This is a genomic window from Marinobacter sp. SS8-8 (assembly GCF_030540945.1).
GTDB lineage: Bacteria > Pseudomonadota > Gammaproteobacteria > Pseudomonadales > Oleiphilaceae > Marinobacter.
On the sequence record NZ_JASSVN010000002.1, the window covers coordinates 41,394 to 65,410 of the forward strand.

16 protein-coding genes are annotated in these 24,017 nt (G+C 48.2%); all 16 read right to left on the bottom strand.

Features of this window, described 5'->3' with window-relative positions; genetic code table 11:
* Positions 1 to 3: 3 nt before the first annotated feature.
* A complete protein-coding gene (locus QPL96_RS02195) occupies positions 4 to 2,712 on the bottom strand; it encodes a chromosome partitioning protein ParA (protein ID WP_303285284.1) in 2,709 nt (902 codons plus the stop codon).
* Positions 2,712 to 4,856 (bottom strand): hypothetical protein, encoded by a 2,145-nt coding sequence (locus tag QPL96_RS02200; protein WP_303285286.1) that lies wholly within the window; start codon positions 4,854 to 4,856, stop codon positions 2,712 to 2,714. Before QPL96_RS02200 ends, QPL96_RS02195 begins: the two co-directional genes overlap by 1 nt.
* A complete protein-coding gene (locus QPL96_RS02205; RefSeq protein ID WP_303285289.1) occupies positions 4,853 to 8,293 on the bottom strand; it encodes an ATP-binding protein in 3,441 nt (1,146 codons plus the stop codon). Before QPL96_RS02205 ends, QPL96_RS02200 begins: the two co-directional genes overlap by 4 nt.
* Positions 8,284 to 9,786 carry a serine/threonine protein kinase gene (locus tag QPL96_RS02210; protein WP_303285290.1) on the bottom strand — a complete coding sequence of 501 codons (1,503 nt, stop codon included), beginning with the start codon at positions 9,784 to 9,786 and terminating at the stop codon, positions 8,284 to 8,286. The genes QPL96_RS02205 and QPL96_RS02210 overlap by 10 nt, the downstream gene beginning before the upstream one ends.
* Positions 9,783 to 10,511: a PP2C family serine/threonine-protein phosphatase gene (locus tag QPL96_RS02215; protein WP_303285291.1), complete on the bottom strand. Its 729-nt coding sequence runs from the start codon at positions 10,509 to 10,511 to the stop codon at positions 9,783 to 9,785. Before QPL96_RS02215 ends, QPL96_RS02210 begins: the two co-directional genes overlap by 4 nt.
* Complete coding sequence (locus QPL96_RS02220) at positions 10,504 to 11,091, bottom strand: hypothetical protein (protein ID WP_303285292.1); 588 nt, start codon at positions 11,089 to 11,091, stop codon at positions 10,504 to 10,506. Before QPL96_RS02220 ends, QPL96_RS02215 begins: the two co-directional genes overlap by 8 nt.
* Positions 11,088 to 12,848 (bottom strand): DUF1887 family CARF protein, encoded by a 1,761-nt coding sequence (locus QPL96_RS02225; RefSeq protein ID WP_303285294.1) that lies wholly within the window; start codon positions 12,846 to 12,848, stop codon positions 11,088 to 11,090. Before QPL96_RS02225 ends, QPL96_RS02220 begins: the two co-directional genes overlap by 4 nt.
* Entirely contained in the window at positions 12,845 to 15,547 is a 2,703-nt protein-coding gene (locus QPL96_RS02230; protein WP_303285295.1) for an FtsK/SpoIIIE domain-containing protein, read from the bottom strand. The genes QPL96_RS02225 and QPL96_RS02230 overlap by 4 nt, the downstream gene beginning before the upstream one ends.
* Positions 15,540 to 15,761: a hypothetical protein gene (locus QPL96_RS02235; RefSeq protein WP_303285297.1), complete on the bottom strand. Its 222-nt coding sequence runs from the start codon at positions 15,759 to 15,761 to the stop codon at positions 15,540 to 15,542. The genes QPL96_RS02230 and QPL96_RS02235 overlap by 8 nt, the downstream gene beginning before the upstream one ends.
* A complete protein-coding gene (locus tag QPL96_RS02240; RefSeq protein ID WP_303285298.1) occupies positions 15,754 to 16,131 on the bottom strand; it encodes a hypothetical protein in 378 nt (125 codons plus the stop codon). The genes QPL96_RS02235 and QPL96_RS02240 overlap by 8 nt, the downstream gene beginning before the upstream one ends.
* Positions 16,121 to 17,449 (bottom strand): hypothetical protein, encoded by a 1,329-nt coding sequence (locus tag QPL96_RS02245; protein WP_303285299.1) that lies wholly within the window; start codon positions 17,447 to 17,449, stop codon positions 16,121 to 16,123. Before QPL96_RS02245 ends, QPL96_RS02240 begins: the two co-directional genes overlap by 11 nt.
* An 8-nt stretch (positions 17,450 to 17,457) precedes the next feature.
* Positions 17,458 to 17,727 (bottom strand): WXG100 family type VII secretion target, encoded by a 270-nt coding sequence (locus tag QPL96_RS02250; RefSeq protein ID WP_303285301.1) that lies wholly within the window; start codon positions 17,725 to 17,727, stop codon positions 17,458 to 17,460.
* 21 nt (positions 17,728 to 17,748) lie between these two features.
* Positions 17,749 to 18,459 carry a VWA domain-containing protein gene (locus QPL96_RS02255; protein WP_303285302.1) on the bottom strand — a complete coding sequence of 237 codons (711 nt, stop codon included), beginning with the start codon at positions 18,457 to 18,459 and terminating at the stop codon, positions 17,749 to 17,751.
* Between the two features lie 262 nt (positions 18,460 to 18,721).
* Complete coding sequence (locus tag QPL96_RS02260; RefSeq protein WP_303285303.1) at positions 18,722 to 19,792, bottom strand: endonuclease NucS domain-containing protein; 1,071 nt, start codon at positions 19,790 to 19,792, stop codon at positions 18,722 to 18,724.
* Positions 19,792 to 20,643 (bottom strand): hypothetical protein, encoded by an 852-nt coding sequence (locus tag QPL96_RS02265; protein ID WP_303285304.1) that lies wholly within the window; start codon positions 20,641 to 20,643, stop codon positions 19,792 to 19,794. The genes QPL96_RS02260 and QPL96_RS02265 overlap by 1 nt, the downstream gene beginning before the upstream one ends.
* 63 nt (positions 20,644 to 20,706) lie before the next feature.
* Positions 20,707 to 23,988, bottom strand: coding sequence for a DEAD/DEAH box helicase (locus QPL96_RS02270; protein ID WP_303285305.1), 3,282 nt, complete (start codon positions 23,986 to 23,988; stop codon positions 20,707 to 20,709).
* Between the last annotated feature and the right edge of the window lie 29 nt (positions 23,989 to 24,017).

Genomic DNA, 24,017 nt, shown 5'->3' on the forward strand with positions numbered 1-24,017 from the left:
TATCTATGACTCCTTTGTCTTATTACACATATCCTTAAGTGATTTCGCTTCTTTTACGTCACATGACATGGCGCTCATTATTTCGTTTGTGGTTAGCTGCCAAAGCTTCTTTTGATTATCATTGGCAAATTTATTGAGCTTACTAGGAATAAGACTACCTCCCACACTTGAACTATTATGAACATCTAATTGTTCAGATGAGGCAATTATGACCTCTCTGGAATCGTTATTATTTTGCTCATTCAAAAATGCATCATCTTTTAAATAATTAGCACTATTCCAGATAAACTGCCCATAGCCAAATTCACAAGCAAGATCGAAGTCCTCTACGATGTTATAATCGTCATTGACTAGTTGAGTTCGTATTTTATCTAGGCAGTCTAATTTTGATTTCCCTCGGGTTTCAATTCCTCGAAGTTTTGGCATAACCTTTTGAACAAGCTGGTCTTCAAAGGCAACTTTCATTGCTTTGCCCAAGCTTGCGTCATCGTTGTTTCTCTGGGCTTCCAACACATCTGGATAATTAGCCATGTAATACTCTATAGACTGCCACACCCTGTGCCCCAGAGCTCTACCAACCTTGGACAGCGAGGTGTTCATGTCTTCGATGAACCCCTTGAATGGCAAAATCTGATCGTCGTTGAATTTACTTTCTCTGCACCACCAACTCTCCCACAGTTTACGAGACAGCAGAGGAGCTTGATCGCCCAACGGTTTCAGCTGACGGCGTCTTTCAAGGGTGGTCGGCCGGGGGAAGTTGATTACAATCCCTCGATCAAGGACCTTGTCTGAGAGGGATTTGGTTGTCTCGTCCTGATTCATAGTTCCTGCCCAGAGCACATTTCTTCCCAAGGGCAGATCATAGTGTTGGATACCTGCGCCCAGCTTAACTTCAAGGCTCGGCACCTCATTGCCTTTGCGACCGCGCCGCAGCTCAAGCTTGCTCAAGAATTCCGCAAAATAGAGTTCGACATGGGCAAGGTTCATTTCATCCATCAATATCAGACTCATGACATCTTCAAGGCCGAAAGGATATCCTTCAGCTTGAGCCTTTTGACTTTGTGCCAATAAACGCAGAACAGGCTGGGCATCAAACTTGTTATCGATAGAGTTGAAGAAACCAAGCATGGATTCCTGACTGTCCCAGTTCGGTTGCACGGACAGACTCAAAAAGTTTATGCCGCCAAAATGTGAATATAGCCTTGGCAGCTCGGACTTTCCGGTTCCGCTTACGCCTGCCAGAACAGTCATAGGAGACCACTCTGAAGTTTTTAGAGCAGTGTGGAATGCGTGTAAAATTCGCCGTGGGAATCTCAGCCCATAATCGATGCAGGATTTACTGATCCCGTCCAGCCATTGAAGCTCTTCAACTTTATCCACCGCACGAGGCAGTTCCTTTTGAATGTATGGAGTTTCAATGTCCCGAATCCTTGCCTCACGGTCCTGTTCCCGTTCGTACGAGGACTGTAAACGTTTAAGTTCCTCCATTAATCGGTTATTGTCGGCATCCACTGATTCAAACCGCCTCAGCAGAGATTTGTTTTTATCGGTCAGTTCCGCTACCTGCATTTCAAGAGCCGACTGTGCGCGTACTGAACTTCTGAGAGCCTCATTTTCTTCAGAGAGTCGCTCACAGGCCAGCTGCAGTTCGCTCTGTTCGGACTTCAAGCGATCAAAAGCTTCCCGCATCTCCTGCGTTGGGCGTGTGGCAAGGTCATCGCGCAGCTTTTTAATTTCCTCTTCATAGGTTTTCAGTTTCAGTAAAACAGCGGCTGGGTCTTCATCACCGAGCTTATGCTTCAATTCTTCAAAGTTTGAAATTAGAGCACTGCTCGTTTTGATAGATTCTCTCAAACGTGCAATTTCATCATTAAGCGCAGACTTCTCATTCTCGAACGATTGCTTCCGTTCAACAACCTTGGCATCCACCTCAAAGTTCAAATTGGCTTCTCTTTCCTCAAGGCTGTCTTTGCGGGATTGAAGGCGCTGCTTTTGATACTCAAGTTCATCCTTAAGTTCATCAAGCTCTGCCTGGTCCTTCAGGAACGCCTTTCTTTCTTGTTCGAGGTCATCTTTTTCCTGTTGAATCGCCGCCTCATGAGCTTCCAGTCGATCAGCGATCTCTTGTTCCAGGGTTGCTATTCTAGATGCCCTCTCCTCCGAAAGTTCTTTTTCAATGGCAGTCAAAGCGCTTGCCCGTTTTGACTCCAGCTCCTTTTCCTGTTCTCTTCGAAGATTGAAGAGTTCGTCATCAAGCTCTGCCCGGGCATCTGCATACCCATTATCCCTTTGGATTTCAGCCTTTTTAACTGCTACCTCTCTTTGCCGCAGTTTCTCCTTTTCGCCTTCAAGAGATTCCAGCTCGCCTGCGCACTGAGCTTCCCGCTGTGCCAATTGGTTTTTGAATGCTGCGAACTTTTCCTCAAAGAGTTTCGGAAAGCCGTTCTTTGCCTGAAGCTCCATCTCTTCAAGATGAACGCGTTTGTCATTCAGCTCCGCTTCTTTTTGGGCTATCGCGTCTTTAGCGGCCTTTAGCGCCTGTTCCTTTTGGGCAATAACCGTTTCTTTTTGAGTCAGAGAGTCTTCCAATTCCTTCAGTTCCTGCTGTTTATTCAGGAGGCCAGCCTCTGTGACGTTCATAGTTCTATCAGCCTGACCTGCCTGTTCACTATCGGCAGAAGACTGGGCGCTCTGCTTGTTCTTGTTGCCCATTAGAAGACCTCCGTTATTATCTTGATTGCTTTGAATACATTGTTTTTCAACGACTCCATGTCGTCCCGTGAAAAGTCAGATTGCTGTTTATTGCCGTGTCCACGCAGTCGGATCAAATTGGCAACAAAATCAACGAATGTTGGATCTGATTTTTGGAACTCGATCAGTTCACTTTCTGATCCCAATAGGAAAACCGCAAGAAGGTGAGCTCCCAGAGTTGTGCTTGAACCCTGAACAGCTCGATAGAGTCGTTTGGTATTTACCGTACTGATTTGTTCGGGGATGGCATCAGGCGCTGGATAAAACCCGGATTGAACGATTTTTTCAATCGCCTCATCCCTCAAGTTTGCCTGGTTTTTGACTGATGATGCCCTACCCTTAGCGACTTCAAATAACGACAGCTGCATAATGGACGCCAAAACATTTATGTAGCGCTGAAGCTGCTCGTTATCCAGAGTCTCCCTCTGGCTTAAGATCGTCGCTTTGACCAACTCTTCCCGCAAAGACGGGGAAACAGCTTGAACAAATCCAAGTCCCAATGACATGTCCAGTTCGATCCTGGCCTTCAATCTGACTTGATCAATATCTCTTTCCTGCCTTGATGTGGCTGTATAGGCAACTGCGGTTATATCCGGTATTAGCGACTGGATGAGCCGAATGGTTCTATCGCGGTAGCCCTCGAGGGTTTCCGGTGAGAGTTCAACATCTGTTGAGCTTCCATGGGACACCGGATCCCTGACTTCTTTCAGCGCATTGATAAAAGAGAGACACCCAGAGTCCTCAATGGCCAGATGGTGAAGCGGATGGTTGGGGTCGTTTATCGCCCCGGCTATTGCCAGAGCCAATAACGGCTGCATCTCGGAAACACCACGGTCAACGGCTCTGATTTTGCCGGGTTTCACTTGAAGCAGCGCCTTCACACTGTCCGAAACATCAAACCCAATCTTGATAGCAAACGAGCGCAGTATCTTGTCATTTTCCCGGTAAGACTGTGATGAGAACAAACGTTCCCAGTGAGTCACAGGAGTATCAGTTACAACAAATCGCAGTGCCCATTCTATGGCTTCATACAAGGCGACTACCGCCAAGCCCGTCAAACGGGCGAATTCCTGCTCATCATTGGAGGAATCAACCTCGATCTTTTCTGCGTATGACAAATACTCTTGTGCGCGTCGAAGTGGGCGAGCTATCCGTGGATATCTCTTCAACCCGTCCGCCACTGAAGATTCATCCTCAGCCTGTTCATTGCTTTGGTCGGGGCTCAGCTTGTCAATAACACCTTTATTCTTCAAGTCTATGACCCACTGCCAGTCCTGAGAAGTAAGGTAATTGGCGAAGCTTTCAGAGAAGCCAAAGCCGCATCCATCCGTCACCAGAAGGTCAGAATTACCTATCTGGATAAGGACCTTGCAACGCAGGTAAACCAGTTCCGGATTCTCATGTAAGGTTATGGCTTCAGCCACTGGAACTGGAGGCGGATACTGATCGACAGCTTGGTTCAACAGGGCATGCCGCTTATATTTTTTCTTAAATTCCCTGATAGCTCTGATGACATCGTTGGAGTCAGGAACTGCTTTCCAGAAAGAGTCTTTTGAAGGGCGTATCTGTCTTGCACTGACCCTCGACTTCTCATTGGTTGGATTGATTAAAAAATCAATAAATCCATTGTCACCAATCCTTGAGATTTTTTTATAGCTCAGCTGCTCCGTGCTGACATAGGGAAGAAGCTTCCCAGACAGCAGATCTACAAACACTGTGGCCACGGTGTATTCCAGATTTCCGTCTGATTTATTCTGCCACTCGTTCAAAAGGTCCTGTCCGTGCTCAGACAACTCATAGCGGTCATTCAAAAGACCGAGTTGGTTGAGGCGATTCTGAATGAAAGCCACCAGCTCTTTTTCCAGACAAGTGAGTAGCGCAATATTTTCTGTATCGCCGGATTCAATCTCTGTTATCCTCAAGACAGTTTCTTCAAACACATTGAGGCCGCTCTTTTTCTTTTGCGGAATAGAGATGTTGAAGGCGTGACATGGCCATAGAACACTTTGTCTGGCGGCGATGTTCAATCCATCCAATGCTGTGCGGAAACTAATTACTTTAGGCCGATGATCTTTTGCCTTAGTTCTAATAGAGGAGGCACTCATAGGATCACCCCCTTTTCATGGCACAAATCATAGAAGTTTTTCAGAGCAGGAACTGCATCCACAGCTATCTGGCTGTTTGCAAGGACGCCGTCTCCCACAATGGCTAAGACCTTCTTCTGGCGACTCATGCTCACACATAGGCGGTTTTCCGACATGAGATGACCGAATAGTTTTTGCTGCTTCTTTTTGTAATCCTCCTCGTTGCGTATATGAGGCGGCAAGGCGTTCATATCCTGAGACCTCACCATGGAAAGAAACACAATATCGAATTCCATACCCTGAAAGGCATCAACAGTGCCGATGCGGAGCCGCTCTTCACCATTTTCAAGAACACGATACTCCTGACATATCTGCCATGTTCCATCTTGAGCTTTTTCTGTGATGCCATATTCTTTCAAAGCTTTATACACAGCAATTACCTGAGCCTTGTAAAAACTAATTACACCAAAGCTTAAACCTGGGTGCTTGTCATCTTTGGTTAGCTTTTTCATAAAGTCCGCACTGGATTCATATGACTTAATCCAGTCACTTACTCTTTTGGCGATAATTTTTGCTTCAGCTTCTCGTTCACGACTACCACTCTCAAGACGGCGCTCTTTCCCTAAATCATTTGGCACACTAATCCATACTGCCGCTTTCTCTTCGATACCAGGAAGTTGCTGATTAAAATGTTCTGCGCCTAATGGAGAGCTATATCCCTCGTTGTGTTTCTGGTAAAAATTCGCACTACAAAAATCACCAAGCAACGGATGAGTTCGATACTGTGCATCCAGCGTAACTACCCTGCCGCGTTTATAATTTTGATCTTTATCGAGTTTTAACAGGCGTGACTTCAAATAAGAGAACATGCTTTCTCGAACATAGTCTGATTCAGTTTTATCCTGATTACCCAGCTTTTCTTCAACGGTTCGTACAATATCCTCATCTACAATATGAGGCAGCTGCCTGTGATCCCCGACAAGAATTATTCTTTTTGCAGCTTGAGACATTGGGATAAGCAGGTCTCGCGGGCTGGTTCTCGCAGCCTCATCTATGATGACCGTGTCGTACTTGACCATTTCCGTTCGCTGATCATATCGGACGTTTTTATTCTTTGAGCGGATGATATCTTTCCCTACCGCCTGTTGAGTGGTTGCAGCATACACAAAGTTGTAGTCCTCTATGGCCTCACGAACGCCATCAGGATTGTCTTCAAGCTCATGTAAAAACTCAGCCAGAATTGCATCCCGTTTATTGGTTGAATTGAGTTTTTTCTCCAGAAGCTGAGATACCGTTGCCACCAATCTCAAAACATCTTCTCTTGGTTTTTCAGTCCTGAAATCGGGAGAAGGCAGGTATTTATAGAGCAGAGATCCTTTCAGTTCTCTAAGCTCTGGAAGAAAACTCAACGGCTTACCGCTGCGCCAACGGGCCGCTTTTTCAAGAACGCTTAAATCCGGATTAGCAGGTTCGTCTTCGATCTTATCCAGCAAATCGACAGCTCTTGCGGCACCGTCGTCAACAAAGGCTGCTTCACTGACACGCAGGGCTCGAACAAGCCGCAAGGTGAAAGGATCATTCGGCTTCAGTTCCGTTTGCAGGGAATTGATGATTTCTTCAGCCTCACTGGTGATATCCTCAGAAATCACGTCTCTGGGCAAATCCAGAATACGCTTCATTAAACTGACTGTGTTGTTCTTCGAAGGACACAATGAATATGCGACAAACAGCTCTGCCAGTCTTACCTGATCCTCAGTCTGAGCGATTTGAGGATTTTTGTTTCGAATATTCTCGGCGACATTGGAGCACCATTTGTTAATTTTTTCAGTGACGGCATCTTCCGTAAATTCCGAGTCACCGGACCTTCTGCCGAACTTAACTGCCGGAAGTGCATTAACACTCAGCCTGGCAACGATGTTCTCAACGGCATCATGCTGAAAACCGGAGACAAGTATCTGACCTCTTATCGACTTGGTTTTGTCATATTCCTCATTGAGCCTTTCAAGAATAGCTGTAACAACAGTTGTTTTTCCTGTTCCCGGAGGCCCCTGAACAAGAGCAATATCCGGGGTGTTCAATGCGACATCGATGGCCTCTATCTGTTTAGGAGTTGGATCATGCTTGAAAATTTTCTCTCTCACAAAGGACGTCAAAGGCTTCAGTTTGGTGACGCGCTGTATGTCCGGGAGCGTTCCTCCTTCTTCAATCAGCAGGCCAAGAAGCGGGTTAGCACAGCGTCCTTCCAGAATGGCTGAACGTGCCCGCATTCGTCTTTCAATCTGAATCTTGTCGCCATTGATGGACAGAATCAAAAACATCTGACCAGACGGAATTGACGGCAGATCCAATTCAATGCTGGTTTTTGAAATCTTAAGGATAGGGGCATAAACAGAAACTGGCATTTCAGCATCGTTCTTTTTCCGATCCTTTTTGGTTGCGAATTCTTCTTCCAGAGCCTTGCTGTAGGCTTCCCATGTAAGATCCGGATTCTTGAGGTATAAAGGCTCATCGGAGGTGATCTCTATCTCATCGCCTTCGGTAAGTTGATCCGGAATAGACGACACAAAGAACTTAACGCCTTTTGTTGTCTGTTCAGTGCCATGATAGTCTATTCTGCCAACAGCTTTGGCCCGGGCCAGCAGCATTTCACCTTCAATTGCGCCGTACTCGTCCCACTGTTTCAAGTAACTTCCGGTCTCCTTGGTAAGCTGACTCATCGCTCCAGCGGCTAAAGCCCGAATGCGACCTGTCTTGGTGTAGTCAGAAAACTGGACCGCACCCCTTGCCAGACGCAATGATCCTTCACTCTTCTGGTTTTCCTTGAAGACCGCCTTAGTCGCAAAATAGATGTCCTTTGACTTATCGACATTGCGCCTTTCAACCGGGATACGAACTCTATCACCATAGATAGCGAATTCCCGGTACCTCTCCTGCACAACGGCTTGGGAATCGGGCGAGTCTTCATCCTCAGGAATATCCGCTTCAAAGTCAGCCTTGGCGGATGGACCGCTCATGAGCAGAAAGAAATCTTCGCCGCCAACGCTGATTTTGCATTTATCGTTTAATACGCTCCCCAGCTCTTCCGCTCCATTGAAGCGAATGCCATTTCTTTTAGCCGTTGATTCTATGCGCTCATCAATGCCGATCTCCACGTCGCCAATTTCAACGATTTCACCATTGAAAAAAATGATTTTAACAAGCGCACTACCGTCCTTGGCGACCTGCATTACCTCGGCTAGATGCGCACAACCTCTTTTCAGGTGAAAATTCAGATCCTTTCCGGCCGAGGGATCACGAAGCTGAACGCTCCACTGCTGGCCATCGATTCTCAATCTGTATGCCTGCCCGGTATTGTTGGGTGCGATATATCCAATACCAATGTTTGGAGTCTCTCCGGTCAGCTCCGGTTTCAACCATAATTCAAAGGTGATTTCAGCATTTATATCTTTCAGTCGCATTTGCCACCTCCGCTGATCATGCATTTAACCAACCGAGGACTATTCAAATGTGCGAACATCCAGAACTGAACATCCGGCGTTACCCGGTCTATTTTCATCTGTGAATAGAGCTTCTGAAAACCTCTTTGCGGGTGACTGTCAGCAGCAACGGACAAATCGGCTTTGCCATGGTCTGACTTTTTAATCAGAATGCCATTGTTGCTCGAAGAGATGAGCACCTCTGCTGTATCCGAATCAAGCATTTCAAACTCATCAAAGACTCGTCTCGGTACTGTCAGTTCTGACCCCTGGGAGATCTCACGTACATATCGCCAGCATGGTGAGTTTATGGGTTTGTCCGGTCCATTCCATCGATAAGACTCAAGAATGAGCACCTGCGGCCTCTGCGTTTTACAGTAAGGGCAATTTTGATCCTCTGTTTCCGGGTGAATGAAATCATAGTAATAGTTCATCGAGCAGCCCGGGCACGTGACGGTCATATCCGCTGCCTGAGCGAGAGCTTCAGGCCAGTGATAGATGGTCGGCCGCAGCAATGGGGATGTCCTGCCCGGGCCGAATGTGCCCTCAAATAAAGTGATCAGTTTTTCTGTAAGGAGAAGGGATCTGGGCAGACCGCTGTCGGAAGAGTTTGAATCATCATCTTGGTCATCAACCCAAGGGAACAGCCCTGCATAGGCTTTATCTTCAACATCCTCGCCATCATTTTCCTCATCAGCCCAGTCGCCTTCATCTGTTCCATCCACCTTTTTTCCGACAAAAGGGTGAATCAGCGAAAGAAGGTAGAAAGCCACGACCGCGAACGCATGACAATCGCTAGAAGGTCTTCCGCCGTCTTTGCCCTGAACGAGCTCGGGGGCTCCGTATTTTGGTGTGTAAACAACACTTCCGCCTGTGGTGATTTCAAATCGAATATTGTCGGCATCAATTAGCCAGACTGCTGAATCATCAAGCCCTTCTGAAATAAAGATATTGTTGGGAGAGATGTCACCATAGACCATGCCATTGCCGTGAAGGCGTGCCAGCAATGATGCGCATTTGTAGAGCGCATGAAGTCTGCGTCTGAGCCCACCGGTTCTATAATAATGAACAATCTTTTTAGCTTCGTTCTCCGGCATTGCCGAAAGCCATGCCGGGATATCGTCTGGACCAATATTTTCTGCGGACTTGCCATCGAGCCAGAAATGACTGAACGGAACCATTTCACTCAAAAGCTGCATCACATAACCGGCATTGTTTTGAAGCAGAGCTGCCGGTACTGATATATTCAGGTTTTCTGGCAGAGGCAGGAGCCGGACGCGCTTAAAGCGCTTTGAATACCGTTCCACCGACTCCTCATCGGTGACCGGAGTTCCGCTTTCATCTGTAACAAGCTTGATCGCCAGATCAGGGTCCTTGGTACGGAAAACGACCCCTTGGCCTCCTTGCCCGAGCACCTTGTCCTGAATGTGTACATTCTGATATTCATCCACATACTCGTTGAATCTTTGACTCATTGGGAACCTCCTTTCTTAAACAGACAGACAATCGTCTTGTCATCGGAGTGTCCCGGAACCGGCCATTCATTGAGCCAACGTTTAAGATCCCTCTTTCTTTCCTCCGACTCCAGGTCTGCATAAGTGGAGTAGAGTTCCTGTGCAAAAGTCATCTGCTTTTCAGGTAACAGGTCATCGGATATGCCATCCGTGCATAGCACAACTGCATTGCATGTCGCGCTTTTAATCGTCGCGGTTTCCCACTGATCTGGCTTAAACTCCTGTTGAAGGCTGTTTGTGTAGTTTGAGAAGGAATCCTGTTTGTTATCACTGAGAATAAGGTGGTTTTCGCCAGTTTCTCCAAGGGCGGCAATCATGCCGTCACCAAGGCGGCCAAGAGTGATAATCCCTTCGATCTGGATGGCGAAAAGGCATGTGGCCGAACAATCTGTTGAAGAGTACGGAGCTATTTTCACGAGCCAGTTGGCATGAATCAGCCTTAAAATATCAACGATATTGGCATCAGGGGTATTCTGGTAGCTCTTGGCTGCCTCAAATACAGCCAGACAGGCGGCTTTTGAACCGTGATCTGAATGTGCCTTGCTGCCCAGTCCGTCCGATACAACAACGACATTTCCCCATTTATACCTGCGTGCCATCCAGGAATCCTGATTGGGAATCCCGGCTTTAATATGTAGGGGGCCGATTACTGAAGCACCCCAGCTATTCCAGAGTTGATCAAGCATCCCAATCCTCCTCTGGTTCTTCTGTTTCAGCCGGTGCGGATTCCAGAATCCGGGCTGTGGATACTGGCGCGGTCAACGGCTCATCAGAACCAAAGATTGTGCTGGCAATCGCTGAAGCTATGTTCTCCGAAAGGTAAACAGTGTTATTTGTGGAAATTTTCTTCAACTTCAACAAGTCAGCATCAGCGCCGACGGCAACTGTCCGGATGATCAGGTCGCTGAATGTGCCCAGTTGGTTCTTAAAGCTTACGATGTCTGAATTGGGGAAATTGCCGTCAGACAGAATGAGAACCATTAATCTCCCGGTATCATTCAGATACTGGTACATAAAATCGGAGAGAACACATAGGTTCGAGGAGCCTTCAGCGTTTAAGGCAGGGATATCCCCGTCGCTTCCCAAAGCGACCTCGGAAACGTTCTGTGCCCATTGATAAAAGCGGATGTCAGAGCCTGAGTATTTTTCCTGATCTATGAGCCGCAGCTGAGCCGCATAACGGCACAAATTACTCTGAAGATGGATTTTGCCCATCTCATTCATACTGCCGGAAACATCAACAATGATATAGAGGGGTACTTTCATCGATGACGCCCTCCGGGTTGAATCATTTCTTCCAGTTGCCTGAACAGGCTGTTACCCGATACTGACTGCAGGTTTTTCGAGTCGTCGATCTTCTTTCTTACGACTTTGTTTTTCGGGTAGAAACATGAGGCTAAAACAGCTCTGCCTTCAATTCCGCCAAAATAGCGGACAATATTCTGGAGCTTCATGACATGCTCGCTGTTCACATTGCCAGCTTTGCATTCGATGACGTAGAGACGTCGCCCGTCCGTGAAGGTAATATCAAGCTCCTGATAAGTATCCCCAAACAGGTTGCTCAGCTGTGCGCTAAAACTTGATGAGCTCTTGTCGGCATCGTCTCCTTTGAATGAGACCTCAAGGCCAATGCGCATATCCTTGATCAAGCCGACATCAACAAGGGGTTGAAGCTTCATGAAGGTGTATTCTTCAAACCATCCGCCAGAGAGATATTTGGCAAAATCCGGCCATTCCTTGAACTCAAAGTGTTTAGCGCCGATGCTTATCTTCGCATTTTTATCCTTGGTGAGCTTTGCGTAGATATCTCCATTATTCAATTCAAATGGTTGAAAGCTGTCGTTGTAACGGGATAGTTCTCTATAGAGTCGTGAAATTTTGGAACGCGACTGCCAGAGCTCATTGGTCAGACTTTTCCGGTCAGGGGATTCAATACCAGGGATATCAGACCAATGACCTAATTTTGAGATAAACAGATTATTGCCGTTGAGCTGGATAAAGGTCTCTACCGATGGAATCCGTTTTGCTTCAACGGTCTTAAAGTCATTGAGATAAACTACTTGATGGTTGCGGCTATTGAAATAAAATGGCGTTGCATTCACCTTGCGACAGGCGGCAAGAGCCCCCGCATACATCAACTTTGTTCCGCCAGTTAAGTTGAAGCCGATCTTCGCATCGGCGGGCATTTTTGAGATCAGATCCAGAATAGTTGACCGGACGTTTTCGGGGTCATACGGGTCCACCGCAATTTCACCGTATTCAGCTTCTCCAAGAAACTGCTTCATGACATCGGCAGGGAACTGTGCGGAATTCACGAAGATATGCTTCTTACTTGAAAACTGGATCACACCAAGCAGGTTCGGCATTCGCTGTTCGCCGAACAAGTGAAAAATAGTATCATACTGATCAGATTCCGTATTTGTTGTTCGAACCTGTCTTCCGTGCCATTCCAGCCACTCGTTCGGCAGGACGATTCTTTCCGGAGGTCTTCCAGGCAGAGAAGATGCGATAAGACGTTTTTTTAAAGTCGGGTGCCTCAGGGCCGCAAAAGCCCAGACGAATGCCATAACCGGAGTCCCCGGGCTCAGATAGAGCGTAACGAGCTTTTCACCTTCAGATGCCGCAACGGCATTCAGGGATTGAGTCGCCGCCCCATAGATACCTTCCGTGTCATTGAGGTGCGTCAGCCCCACAGGGTGAAAACGCACATCGACTTTTTTACCGGCATCCCTAAGCTGTTTCTTTAACCATTTATTGAAATGATGGTGCGCATCCCCTGTATTTGAAAACAGGTCTATCAACTGTCTCGCAGTAACCGGGTCAGAGCCTTCAACATCGGCTATTTTTTGCTGAAATTCATCAGCTTTGTTTTCGATTTTATCCGGGTGCGTAAAACCGAGAATGATCACATCGGTGTATTCATCCGCCAGCAAAGCTCCCAGAACGGGGCCGGTTGTCTGCTCCAGTCCGAGTGAGGCCCTGAAATCAGTCATTCCGTACCATGTCATTAAATATTTCTTCATAGACACTCCCCATTTATGTATGGACGGAACCAACTAACCTGATTTTTCAAGCGATCGGCAAAGACAGCGCGATTGTCTGTTTCAAGTCCTTTAAACTTTCCTATTGCTCCACTGACGAATGAGCCAGCATCATCTTCATTCATGCAGAATCCGACGCGCATCTCAAAGAACCCAAGAAGGTCTTTGCATGTTGAATTGCAGCGTTTCCAGTTATCTGCAAACGCGATCACAAATGTCCCATGCAAGGGGCCACCCTCAAGGATTTTCTTTATGCTCTCTTGTGGTAAGGGCAACTCATCTTTCTTCATCGTTCGAAAGCTCGCCGGTCCGGCGTGGAATTCCTTCGTAGAATCCAAGCCGTCTATGAGCAGGATCCTTTTGGTTTTTTGTAATTCATCGGAGATCCCGGCCAGATTCAGCGCGGAAACACTCTCGTGCTTTGAAACGGGTCTCTTCCCGGAACCGTCGAGATATTTTGATGCACCTACCGGTACAATGGAGCGCCCGTTAAAGTAGATGATCTCATCGATACCGTTCTGAGCATCCAAACTTTGAAGGATGGAGGCGAGCAGTCCGTCGTGGATTGCGTCGTTATAGCCGGATATCAGTAAATTCGATGATGGCCGGTTAACCAGTGTCAGTGAGAGCGGCTCTGCCTCAAAACTCAAACGCTCACCAAGATGCAGTTGCACCGCCTCGTGGCTTTTTGAGTTGAACCAATCAGGTACCGGCATTTCAGGCAGTCGCGAACCGTTGAATATTTTTGTTGAGCCGCAGTAACCACGCTGCCCTGCGATCTGAGCAATCTTGGTAATGTGATCCTTGCACAGTCCTCGATCGGCAAATGGAATCAGAAGCCTTTGATTTGCCGATTTTGCCCCGTTGGAGTTGTTAACGATTCCCTCCGGTGGGCTGCTTAGTTTCGAGGCATCCCAGTTGCTGTTGCCAAGAATCATCGCGGAATCTTCCTCGCTGCAGGCAAGAGCAATCCGGCAGCCGATCTGGCTTATCAGCTGGCCCATTGAAAGAGACTGGATTCCTTTCAGTGTCTGGGTGGCCAGCAGCACATGTATGCCGTAGGCCCGTCCCTGCCTTAGCAGCTGGTTCAACATTTTCTCTGCGGGTTCGGCCACTTGACGTCCCTCAGAAAACAGGATCTGAAACTCATCGATAATCAGCAGAATACGCGGGAGTTCAGCTGCTGAAGATTCCCTGTATTCATAAAAGTCGCGGACTGACCGGCTTTTAAACTCTTGAGCCCGTTTTTCAAGCTCCTCGGTCAAATGCGCCAGAACAGTTACCCCGTATTCGGGATCACTCTCTGTAGCCACCAGTTTTGCCTGAGGAAGTGGAGGGGAAGCATAAATACTGAATTCCGTACCCTGCTTGTAATCCAGCAGGTAGATATTCAACTCCGAAGGTGAATATGTGTGGCAGAGGCTATGAATCAGAACATGGAGCAAATTTGATTTACCTGACCCTGAACGACCGGCCAGAAGAACATGGTGTTCTGTATTCACCCCGCCAATTGAGAAAGGAACGATCTCGCCATCTGCAGTCCAGCCAATCGGCACCTGCAGGCCCTGAACAGCATCGTGTTCCCAGTAGTCCGAATTGCACCAGAGGTCAGTCAGGCGCTTGCTGAATTTTGAGCTCTGTTCATATTGGTCAGATATGGATGCCAGAAAATTTGTCAGTTCAGAACGTCCGGGCCAGAACTCCTGTTCCTCCACAACACTAATTTCAGAGATATGCCTGGTCAGAATCTCTGCCGGGACAATGGAATCCATTCTCTTGGAATATTTGTCTATCGCGGTGCGCAGCCCTGTAAACTTGCGATCCTCCAGCCGATCCTCATCAATGGTCAATACCGGAAGCACGCCGCAGACAGGGCCGTGTTCCAAAAGGCGGCCAAGGTACCAGAGGCTTTTGTCCGTCAACTGTTCCGGCACTCCGAAAATAAGCAGCAGTTTATACGGTATGGGATTGTTACTGTTTGCCTCGTTGTAGGCGGACCAACTCTTGATCTCTCCCCTGAATTTTTTCTGAAGCAGGTCTTCGACATAGTCCGTTAACCGGGCCAGAGCATTTTCCAGTTCGTCCGACCGGGTCAGCAATCGCTGCTCGGGAAAGAGCCGTTTTACTTTCAACAGAGAAAGAAACGGGTCCAGAGATGTGCCCAATCTCAGCGGATCTGCAGCAGTAATTTCAACATTGCCGACCGGCATGCAGTGCATCAGCCGGAGCATCAGCTGGTGAATCAACCGGTGTCCTGTGGTCTGGTCGGGTAGCCAAAGCGATTTTTTAAAAGGAAAAGGAATCAGTCGTGGGATATACCCTTTCCAGTTTTGATAGGTAAGGTACATGCGCCCGAATGCCAGAGCGTCAGGGAAACGCGTGCCCGTGTTGATATTTTCGGCTGTTAACTCATTCAGATGCGGCTGGCGCTGGCGAACTCTTTTGCACAGATCATCAAGATTTTTCAGGGCCGAAACCCATTCCTTCTCAAACTCCTGATTGACAGAGGCAAGCAGCTGTTTTCGGGTGTTGTAAGCTTCTGTTTTGAGTTTTTCGCCCGGGTAGTCTTTCTCAATGCGGTCAACCTTTTGATCTCTTTGAGCAACGGCATAATTCAATGCACCAACAGCGGCGAACAGACGTTTAGGCATGGACTCCCTGTTCTTCTGGCTGTTACTCATGGGACATATTTCCTATCGATTGCAGCTCTCCTGTTAGCTGGTCAATCTCAGCGGCTCTGGTCTGAAATAATTCTCCAATTTGCCGGAGGCCGGAGATGTCATTCAAAAGAGGCTCGAAAACCTCCGAAGTTATTGAATGACCAAACTCGTCCCTGACTGTGTCCGAAAATTTGCCCATCTGCTGTGAAGTCATATTGAATAGATCTTCAATCATCGACATCCTCCTCTTCAACCGGTAGCTGGAGGACGACACCGTTAGACTTTAATGCCTGCTCTACAACACTTGACACGTCCGCAAATGATTCAGCCACACCGGCTGAAATAATCGTCTCGAGTTGCGGCTTGGCCATGATGTAGTCGGACTTAAAATCGTCATCAGAGCTTCTGACCTTTTCAATCACCTGGTGCCAGTATTCTTCCAACAAGGAACGGGAATGCTTGCTATCCGTTAGCGAAATCAGTTCTTCCGTGAGCTGGTCGACAGCACTCATCTCACCTGCCTCCATCGCGTTCTGGAGCTTGGAGGAAAGATCCCGAGCTTGGCTGGTGTGTTCACTCGGTATCAGAGCGATTTTAATTTTCATGAGTTCCTCCTTTCTTTGCATTAGAACCGATCACCATGTCCCAGCAGACTTTGTCGATCTCGTCTTTTGTCGGGAGCATGCCTATTAATGGCGATCCGGCAATCCGAAGGGCTTCACGCAGCTCTTCTTCCTGCTCTGGAGTTAAATCCTTGATGTCGCGTGAACATACCGTCATCGACGCATTGGCTTCCTGATGTCCGCCGGACTGGAAAACCATGTGGTCTTTCTGAGAATAAAGGTACGAAGCCCGGCCGCATTTCACTTCAATGGCGACAGAACCACCGGCCGGAGCACTCATGCCTTCACCACGACCGAGAATAACCGGCACTTTGAGATCCTCGATGATCAGATCGGTTTTAGTAAATCGACCGTCCTCAAATGTAGTACGTGCCTGCGTATCCGCTCTATGTCCTAGCGGACCCAATGCCTCTTCCACAATTTTTTCGCCACAGTAGCCGCTCAGGTTTCGGCGAATCTTAAGCTGAACTGCATGCCTTTCAGCAGCACCGTTAGCGACTTCAAGCTGACTTCTGTAGTCTGTAATCTTTGCCCTGAAAGCCGGATCACGATCGACGAGGTATTCAAAATAGTAGCGCTGCTGTTCAACGGATAGATTCAGCCGTGAATGCAGCTCTTTTGGCGTAATCGGTTTATTAGGGTCCGGAGACCATTTCAGCCATGAATAAAATTCCGCTGCTGGCGGGTGCGTATCGAGATAGGCGTTGAGAGCTGCCTTGGCGCTTTCCAGCCGGGCTTTTCCTGTTTCAAGGTGAGCCGCAGCACTGGCAAGCCGGGCTGCACACTCCGTTTGAACTGTTTCCGCCAGCTGCGTTGCCATATCAAGACACTGCCGGGCCATTTCATTTCGCTGCTCCATCTGCATGCGATGGTCTTTTGCCGCTTCCAAAGCTTCCTCAGCAGCCGCAACAACAGATTCCGCTTCGGCGACCGAAGATTCTGCGGCGGCTACATCGGCCTCTTCAGATGAACAGTTGGGCGGTTCATAGTTGCCCTCCTCATCATGGCTGCCACTCGCTTCGCAGGTGGAAAGAGATGAACGAGCGGAACTCAACTGCTCATTGGCTGAAGCAAGCTGCTCATTAGCCTGTTCCAGCTGCTGCCCGGCCTCCATTTCGGCTTCCATCGCAGCGTCCAGCAGTTGAGCGCTGTTGTCGGCCTCCTGCTGTGCTTCGGCCAACTTGGCCTCAGCCGCAGCAATCTGGGCCTGACAAGCACTCTCCATGGAGTCATAGGCCGACTGGATACCGGCTATTGCCTCCTCGAGGTTCTCAACTTGTCCAACGGATACGTACGCCATTCCCCACCTTAACTCTGTAAATAATCTCTTAAACGTGAAGCCAGAGCGTGAAGATAAGGGACCTGTTCCGATGCGTTTGCCTCAAAATGAGAAAGCTGCTGCACCAGCGCGTTATAGTCTTCTTCAAAACTCGCTCGCTTTTCGTCCTGCCAGGTATCCCCGAGGGCACCAAAGCTATGATTCAAACCGTTAACCGCTTCATTCAAAGTATCGATGAACTGCATCAAAGACTGCGCGAAACGGTCAAGTTCATCAGGATCGCCAATTGCCTGTGGCATAATTCACCTCCAGATTTTTGTTTACCAGTAACCTTCATCATCGGATGAAGCGGTTGTATATCCGGCTTTAGCCGACTTGACGCTGCCGCCGTCCAGTTTGATCTCCGACGGGGCCGGTACCAGGTTCGGATTCTTGGACTGGGTACGCATGGTCACCGACATGGTCACTCGCTGGAAAAACTCATGCAGCTGCCCGGCATTTTCCGCATAGAAAAGGTCATGGGGCGTGCCCTCGATAAAACGCTTCAGAACCGTCTCATCCGCATCACGTCCGATAGCCATTGCCATGCGGTCACATTTGGAAGAGCGCCCTTCGGAGATAAAGTCCTCCAGCGGCCTTTCCCAGCTGTCATTAGGCTGCCCGTCTGAAACAAGAACAATCGTCGGGCGGTAGGCACGGGACGGTGTGGTCTCCTTGTCCTCAATCATGGCCTTGGCCATCTTGAGGGCGGTTCCCATCGGGGTCATACCGTTTGCCTGAAGACCTTGCCACTGCACTTGAGAAGCCTTGGTGTAGGGAACATGCAGCTCAACCTGATTGCCGAAAGTGATGACGGAAACAAGAATCTCAGTCTCCATCTTTTCTTCCTGAGCAAAGGTATCCAACATATCCTCGACAGCCTTGTTAAGGTTTTCGATTTTCTCTCCGGACATACTGGAGCTGACATCCAGAAGCAGAACGAGTGGAAGCGGTTTGGCAGAGGGGGTAGTAAATTTACTTGGATCAAACATCCTTGGTACTCCTAATTGAATAAGTTGGTGCTACAAGTCAACTGTCATGATTAAAATAACTTTGCGCTTTCCTTCTTTTCTTGCCAAAAGGAAAGCGAAAAGCGTGCCATAAAATTAACTCATGATTTTCAACGAATTAAAAATAAAAACGCAATGAGGATCAAGGTGGCAGGTAAAACTGTTTACTGTGATGTAACGTTTCTTACCGCTATATCCCTGAGCTAAAATTAACACCTGCGTTAAGGCCTGGGCGTCCTTCTTCCTATTTAGCAATATGCCAGAGCTCCTTCAGCCGAGTAACTGTGTGCTCCCATTTTGGCGTGCGTGGCCGGGCCACTGAATTCTGATTGCCAAACAGACCAACTTCATTGATTGCGCTGGTGACAGGAACCTTGTGAAGCCAATCTACCGGCACAAAATACTCGGCCTCGTCCTCACCACAATCTGCTGCCATGTAATATTGGCCCTGTATCGTCTTATCCGCGGTGATGAACTCATCGGCAACTACCGGATGGCCGGACACTTCTGCTACATCAACGTAGCCCGTACCTGGGATATTTACCCAAACGCGATCACCTGGTTTGAGCATGAACAACGTTTTGCTATACCAACGCCCACCACCTGCGGAAATAAACCCATACTCTGCGGCATCCTCCCAGCTGCGCCCACCCGGCGAGGTGCCAAAGCTGACATAAAATTCACCGTTCCAGTCACCTTTCTGCCCTGTATTTGCTGCACGCTCTTCCGTCTCAACAGGATCAATCATCCAGGACCGACTGAGGTACAAACTCTCCCCATCCCGGAATACGGAAAAGAAAACGGCATTCACCGCAACACTGGCTTTATCATTGAGGTAGTTGATGATGCGTTCGGTGCTCGCATCAAGTTCCGCGGCAACAATCACCATCTGGTGGGAGCTGTTGATCTCCTCCTCGACGGGCGCCACTCCAAACCTGGCTTTGAAGGCCTGATCGAAGGTTCTTTCAGGAAGGCCGTGCCTCTCTGCAAACTCGGCGTATATCTGGACGAACTTTTCCGAGGAGAGGTTCTCGACCCAGGCAGCGTAATCGATGGTCTGCGCAACGACATCCCGGGGCGTTTTGTGCTTCTTGAGCTCGATAATGATGATGGAGCCGGTCGCATCAATGGCCAGCAAATCAATGTACTTACCGAAGTCGGTGTATACCTGGCGACCAATCAATAACCAATTGTCGCTTAGGATGGAGATGTCCTTGGTGATTTGTTCTTCAAGTAGCGACTCGCTCTCCAACTTCACCGTTGACAAAGTCTGGGGCTTTTCACCGATCTTCCAGATGCCGTGTTGGACTGCCATTAATATTGCTCCTCAGTGCACTCCTGTCCGGAAACAAACCCCACAGTGGGTTCCGCCAGCAAAGCCATGGTCATACCTAAAACCGCCCTCGCCTGAGAGCGCGTGAACTCCTCATTGCCATGAGCCCCCAACTGACAAATATTCTTGAGCTGCTCTCGAAGACTCATCAGGCGCTCTATAGAGCTCATATCCTTCCGGTCACTGGAATGTGCTTTCCTGTTAGCAGCGGCCGATGCCTGCTTATCCTCACGCAACGCTTCAACCTGCTCGACAATGTGCCGACACTGCATAACAGCATCTTTGTAGTGCCCTATTTCGATAAATTCCTGAGCCTTTGAAAACAATGCCTTCAAATCGCCTGAAGCATTCGGTAGCGGAACTTCGAACAAAAGAGTGTTCCGATATTCGGCATTTCTCAGCGCATCCAGCCACTGTTCCCGAGGCACAGTAATATCCGTGCAATCAAAGCTCGAAGTCAGTTCATCGTCCGATGTAACCAGTGCCCTCAACCCAAGATTCAGTTTAAGATCATTCTCCTCACGATACTCCTCGAGCGAATTTACCTGTGACCCACTGAGTACCATCTCGAAGTCAATTTGCTCACTGCTCGAAAAGCTGTGGCACCGAATGATACGAGTTGAAGAAGGAACCGAAGTTACTAGGGGCCGTAAAGGATCAGCCAAGGCGATCGACAGGGTTATATCGAATAACATCATTTGACTGTGGCAAGGCAGCCGATTGCCTCGCATCACAAAGGTAAGGCCATATCCACCAGCCGCCTCCCGACCGTGAACCTTCAATTGATCGAACTCGACTATGTAGTTCCCGTTGTACCTGATAGGTAACCGCATGATTAAACCTGTAGCTCCATCGACTGGGACAAACTCGTTGCCAGTCCTGCTAAATTTTTCACTTTATTGAGAGCCAATTACGGACAGCTCTGCCATCGTTGTTTTCTTGATATAAAGAGCAGTACTTCCTAACAACTTCAGGCCTTCTTCATTAACCTTTTTGATGCTCAACCCAGGCTGGACGATTTCAATATGAAACTTAAGAGGGGTCGTACGAGATCTGTCCCTAAAGGCTGCAAGATCTTTAATGCCGCCCTTAAGAAAACGTGAATAGCCGCGAGGGCGCCACTGCTCCTCTCGTCGTCTGATATGGTGGTAAAGATAATTCAAGTTCAAATGCTTCCAACGCACACTGCGCTGAGCCTGGCCGCAAACCTCGTAAAGATCCTTTAAACGAGCGCCTGGCTCATCATCATTAGAATATTTCAGGTGGACTAGAGTAAGAAGAATACCGTCATCCAGCATCTTCAATGCAACCAAATCGGCAGCTTCACCAGATCCATCATCGTTAATAATGAGATCATATTCATTGCAGATGTGCATAAAGTAACGCCACTGGATGGAACGATCATTCTGTCCATACCCCATTGATTCAACGCGGATGTCGGTACCTTGCCAGTCAAAAGGAACTATGTCGTCCTTTCTGTACAAGCCAACGCTTTCACGGACATGGACAATCTGAGCGTTGTAGGAAAACGCACTGTCAGCATAATGAATGGTAAATGGGTCAGACACCATGTATTCGGGCAAAGAAACGGCATCCGAATCACCTTTCTGAATGGCGACTTCGGGCCCATCTACTAACTCGTAATCATAGCCTTTAGTCGTGGCCTCATCGTCGATGACAAGCTTATAGATAGAAGTCTCTGCGTCACAGCTAATAGAAATTCTAACGCTGCCATCTTGCTCTCGCCCGTCTGTTTCCACATCCACTGCGAAAAGCGGCACGGAGACCTCACCAAAAAATACATCCACCTTATCCTCGAAGGCGGTTAACAACTGCTCTCCCAGCTGCACTGACAACGGGTAGCTCTGGTGAGGAGCGCGCATCCGCTCCGGCCTCAGGAAATTCTTAGTAAAATTGTGTTCAGCAGGCTGCGCAGAAATGACCTTATCCCACGCTTTTTTGGCCCAAGCACACCAATCAGCAATCGAGCCACGTTTTTGTGGTGACCAAACCTTTCCCTTCCGCTGCGAACAGCCCCACACGACCCGGTTTCCGGACTCATACCCCAAAGCTGCGATATTGCTCAAGCTGGAGCGTTCTGACTCAATTAGCGATAATCCCTCGGTTACATTTGGACCAAAATACTGCGTAAAACTAATGGCGCCTTCTTGTGCCGTCCCGAGATTGCGGGCTAACGGGTATTCAATTCCGTTAAAGACATTAAAGACTTGATCGCCACTAATCAGTTCGCACTGACCTAGAGCTATCGCCTCAGCCAAAGCTTCCACACGAAAAGTTTTATAGTCATTGGAGAAAACGAAAAGGGCATTTCGTTCTTTGTCCCAATGCGCGATGAGTAGTTTGAAGTTTGTGTCTCTGAGGTCCTTATAAGATCCCCATTTCACTGGCGCAGATTGGATCGCGAGTACCACCAGCAAGTTTTCATCGGATGAGATGGCATGCCAATACTCATCAAATTTGGGTAGTTTCTCAACGAAGCGCTCAGGCTCCCAGTATTCACATGAGGTCCGAAACAGCGTCGCGGTGTAGGAAGGTTCAAGATTCCACAAGGATATCTGCTTGTGCAAATCACCTTCCTGCTTCAGCGAATCAACAACCTCCTGGAGTCGGACTTCGCGCTCAATGCGATTCTCGGATAAGCGCCTCAAGACACTATCCCAATCCGCACCCTGGGAATACAGATTCTGTAGGTCACCCTCCACATCAGGGTCCGCAACATTCATCACAACACTTGCCTTGCCCAAATGTTCCTTGCGACTGACTCTCGTAAAACGACCAATGAACTGGAGTGTTACCGCCAGGCTTTTGTGGTGGTCATGCAAGGCTGCGACTTTTAAATTAGGCAAATCATAGCCCTCGCCGAGCATATCCACGCAAATGACAATCTTGGACTTCCTTGCCAAAAGGCCTTCAAGTCGTCTCCTGATCTCCGGTTTTCCGTAGGTAGAGTGCACTACGACTGGCTTTAAATCCGCAGCAATGCCCTCGTAAACGGAAAGCAGCGCCTCCGCTTTAGACTTGCTTGACGTTCGAGCCATCATAAGATGATCCAATCCTTGGGCCAGATCCTCTCGCAAGCGTTCCACAGCCACTGCGGCTATTTCAGTATCAGTCCGATCCTCGTAGTACTCTTCAACCGGCAGGAGATCCACATGGGTAAAATATCCAGCGCGCTGTGCTTCCCCCATGGTGTAGTTAAAGATAACCCGACCACCCAAGGCTTTTTTATCGTTACGGAAGGGTGTGGCTGTAAATTGAAGAACCTTTTTGCCTCGAAAACGTTCAAGAACCTCTAGCCAAGACTTAGCAGAAATATGATGGGCTTCATCAACAAACAAATGAGAGCAACGCTCGCAAAGTCGGTCGACAGCTTCTGGCTCTGAAGCTGAGAGAACGCTGGTGGTTGCAACGATAACATTAGCCGTATTCGCAAGGTTATCGGCCGCTTCCGTGGTGCGTATTCCTGATTTAATGATTGCGACGGCGGGTAAATTGATACCTACAGGCACAATCCCTAACTCGGGCAGATAACCTAAGTTCAAAAACTTGCCTGCAATCTGGGTTCGGAGTGAATCGGACGGGACGATAACTAAGACCAAGTCGCACTTTTGATAGATCATGGTTGCCAACATAGTCTCAGTTTTACCTGTCCCAGTTGGTAAAACGACTGTTGCGGGATCTACTTCTCGATCAGTAGCAAAGTATGCAGATATCGCATGCAGAGCGCCTAGCTGGGGGCGGCGTAGTCCCAGAACACTTTGCTCCGAATCTTCTTCCTTAAACAAAAATTGCCCACCCCAAGAACGGACAATCTCTCTTGGGGAAATGCCATCGAGTTCATCAGGGAATTCAGCCCAAACCAAATCAGTTTCGGGAGACAACTCAGCAATATCGAACGCTTGTTTACCTGTTAAAACCGGCACGCCGGTTGGGCACCGTCCCTTTGACCGGGAGTTCTTCAGATACATTACATTTAACGGTGGTGGAAGCTCGGTAGCTAATTCAAAATAGCCGTCAAATGCTGACTCCTTTACTTCAACATCACACAAATGTGATCGAACAAGCAACCGAACCACTGAATTTTGACCACTCTTCAACTCAAGAACGCGCTTCTCAGGTAAGGTAATGGTCAGCTTCAAGCTATCAAATAAATCCATTTTCTTTCGCACCTATTTAATAGCCATAG

What these genes read in the sequence shown, in the direction of transcription:
- QPL96_RS02260 (WP_303285303.1), bottom strand. Translation starts at nt 19,792, where the DNA reads ATGGCAGTCCAACACGGCATCTGGAAGATCGGTGAAAAGCCCCAGACT.
- QPL96_RS02215 (WP_303285291.1), bottom strand. Translation starts at nt 10,511, where the DNA reads ATGCTTGATCAACTCTGGAATAGCTGGGGTGCTTCAGTAATCGGCCCC.
- QPL96_RS02225 (WP_303285294.1), bottom strand. Translation starts at nt 12,848, where the DNA reads ATGAAGAAATATTTAATGACATGGTACGGAATGACTGATTTCAGGGCC.
- QPL96_RS02205 (WP_303285289.1), bottom strand. Translation starts at nt 8,293, where the DNA reads ATGCGACTGAAAGATATAAATGCTGAAATCACCTTTGAATTATGGTTG.
- QPL96_RS02230 (WP_303285295.1), bottom strand. Translation starts at nt 15,547, where the DNA reads ATGAGTAACAGCCAGAAGAACAGGGAGTCCATGCCTAAACGTCTGTTC.
- QPL96_RS02220 (WP_303285292.1), bottom strand. Translation starts at nt 11,091, where the DNA reads ATGAAAGTACCCCTCTATATCATTGTTGATGTTTCCGGCAGTATGAAT.
- QPL96_RS02265 (WP_303285304.1), bottom strand. Translation starts at nt 20,643, where the DNA reads ATGCGGTTACCTATCAGGTACAACGGGAACTACATAGTCGAGTTCGAT.
- QPL96_RS02240 (WP_303285298.1), bottom strand. Translation starts at nt 16,131, where the DNA reads ATGAAAATTAAAATCGCTCTGATACCGAGTGAACACACCAGCCAAGCT.
- QPL96_RS02235 (WP_303285297.1), bottom strand. Translation starts at nt 15,761, where the DNA reads ATGATTGAAGATCTATTCAATATGACTTCACAGCAGATGGGCAAATTT.
- QPL96_RS02270 (WP_303285305.1), bottom strand. Translation starts at nt 23,988, where the DNA reads ATGGATTTATTTGATAGCTTGAAGCTGACCATTACCTTACCTGAGAAG.
- QPL96_RS02200 (WP_303285286.1), bottom strand. Translation starts at nt 4,856, where the DNA reads ATGAGTGCCTCCTCTATTAGAACTAAGGCAAAAGATCATCGGCCTAAA.
- QPL96_RS02250 (WP_303285301.1), bottom strand. Translation starts at nt 17,727, where the DNA reads ATGCCACAGGCAATTGGCGATCCTGATGAACTTGACCGTTTCGCGCAG.
- QPL96_RS02245 (WP_303285299.1), bottom strand. Translation starts at nt 17,449, where the DNA reads ATGGCGTACGTATCCGTTGGACAAGTTGAGAACCTCGAGGAGGCAATA.
- QPL96_RS02255 (WP_303285302.1), bottom strand. Translation starts at nt 18,459, where the DNA reads ATGTTTGATCCAAGTAAATTTACTACCCCCTCTGCCAAACCGCTTCCA.
- QPL96_RS02195 (WP_303285284.1), bottom strand. Translation starts at nt 2,712, where the DNA reads ATGGGCAACAAGAACAAGCAGAGCGCCCAGTCTTCTGCCGATAGTGAA.
- QPL96_RS02210 (WP_303285290.1), bottom strand. Translation starts at nt 9,786, where the DNA reads ATGAGTCAAAGATTCAACGAGTATGTGGATGAATATCAGAATGTACAC.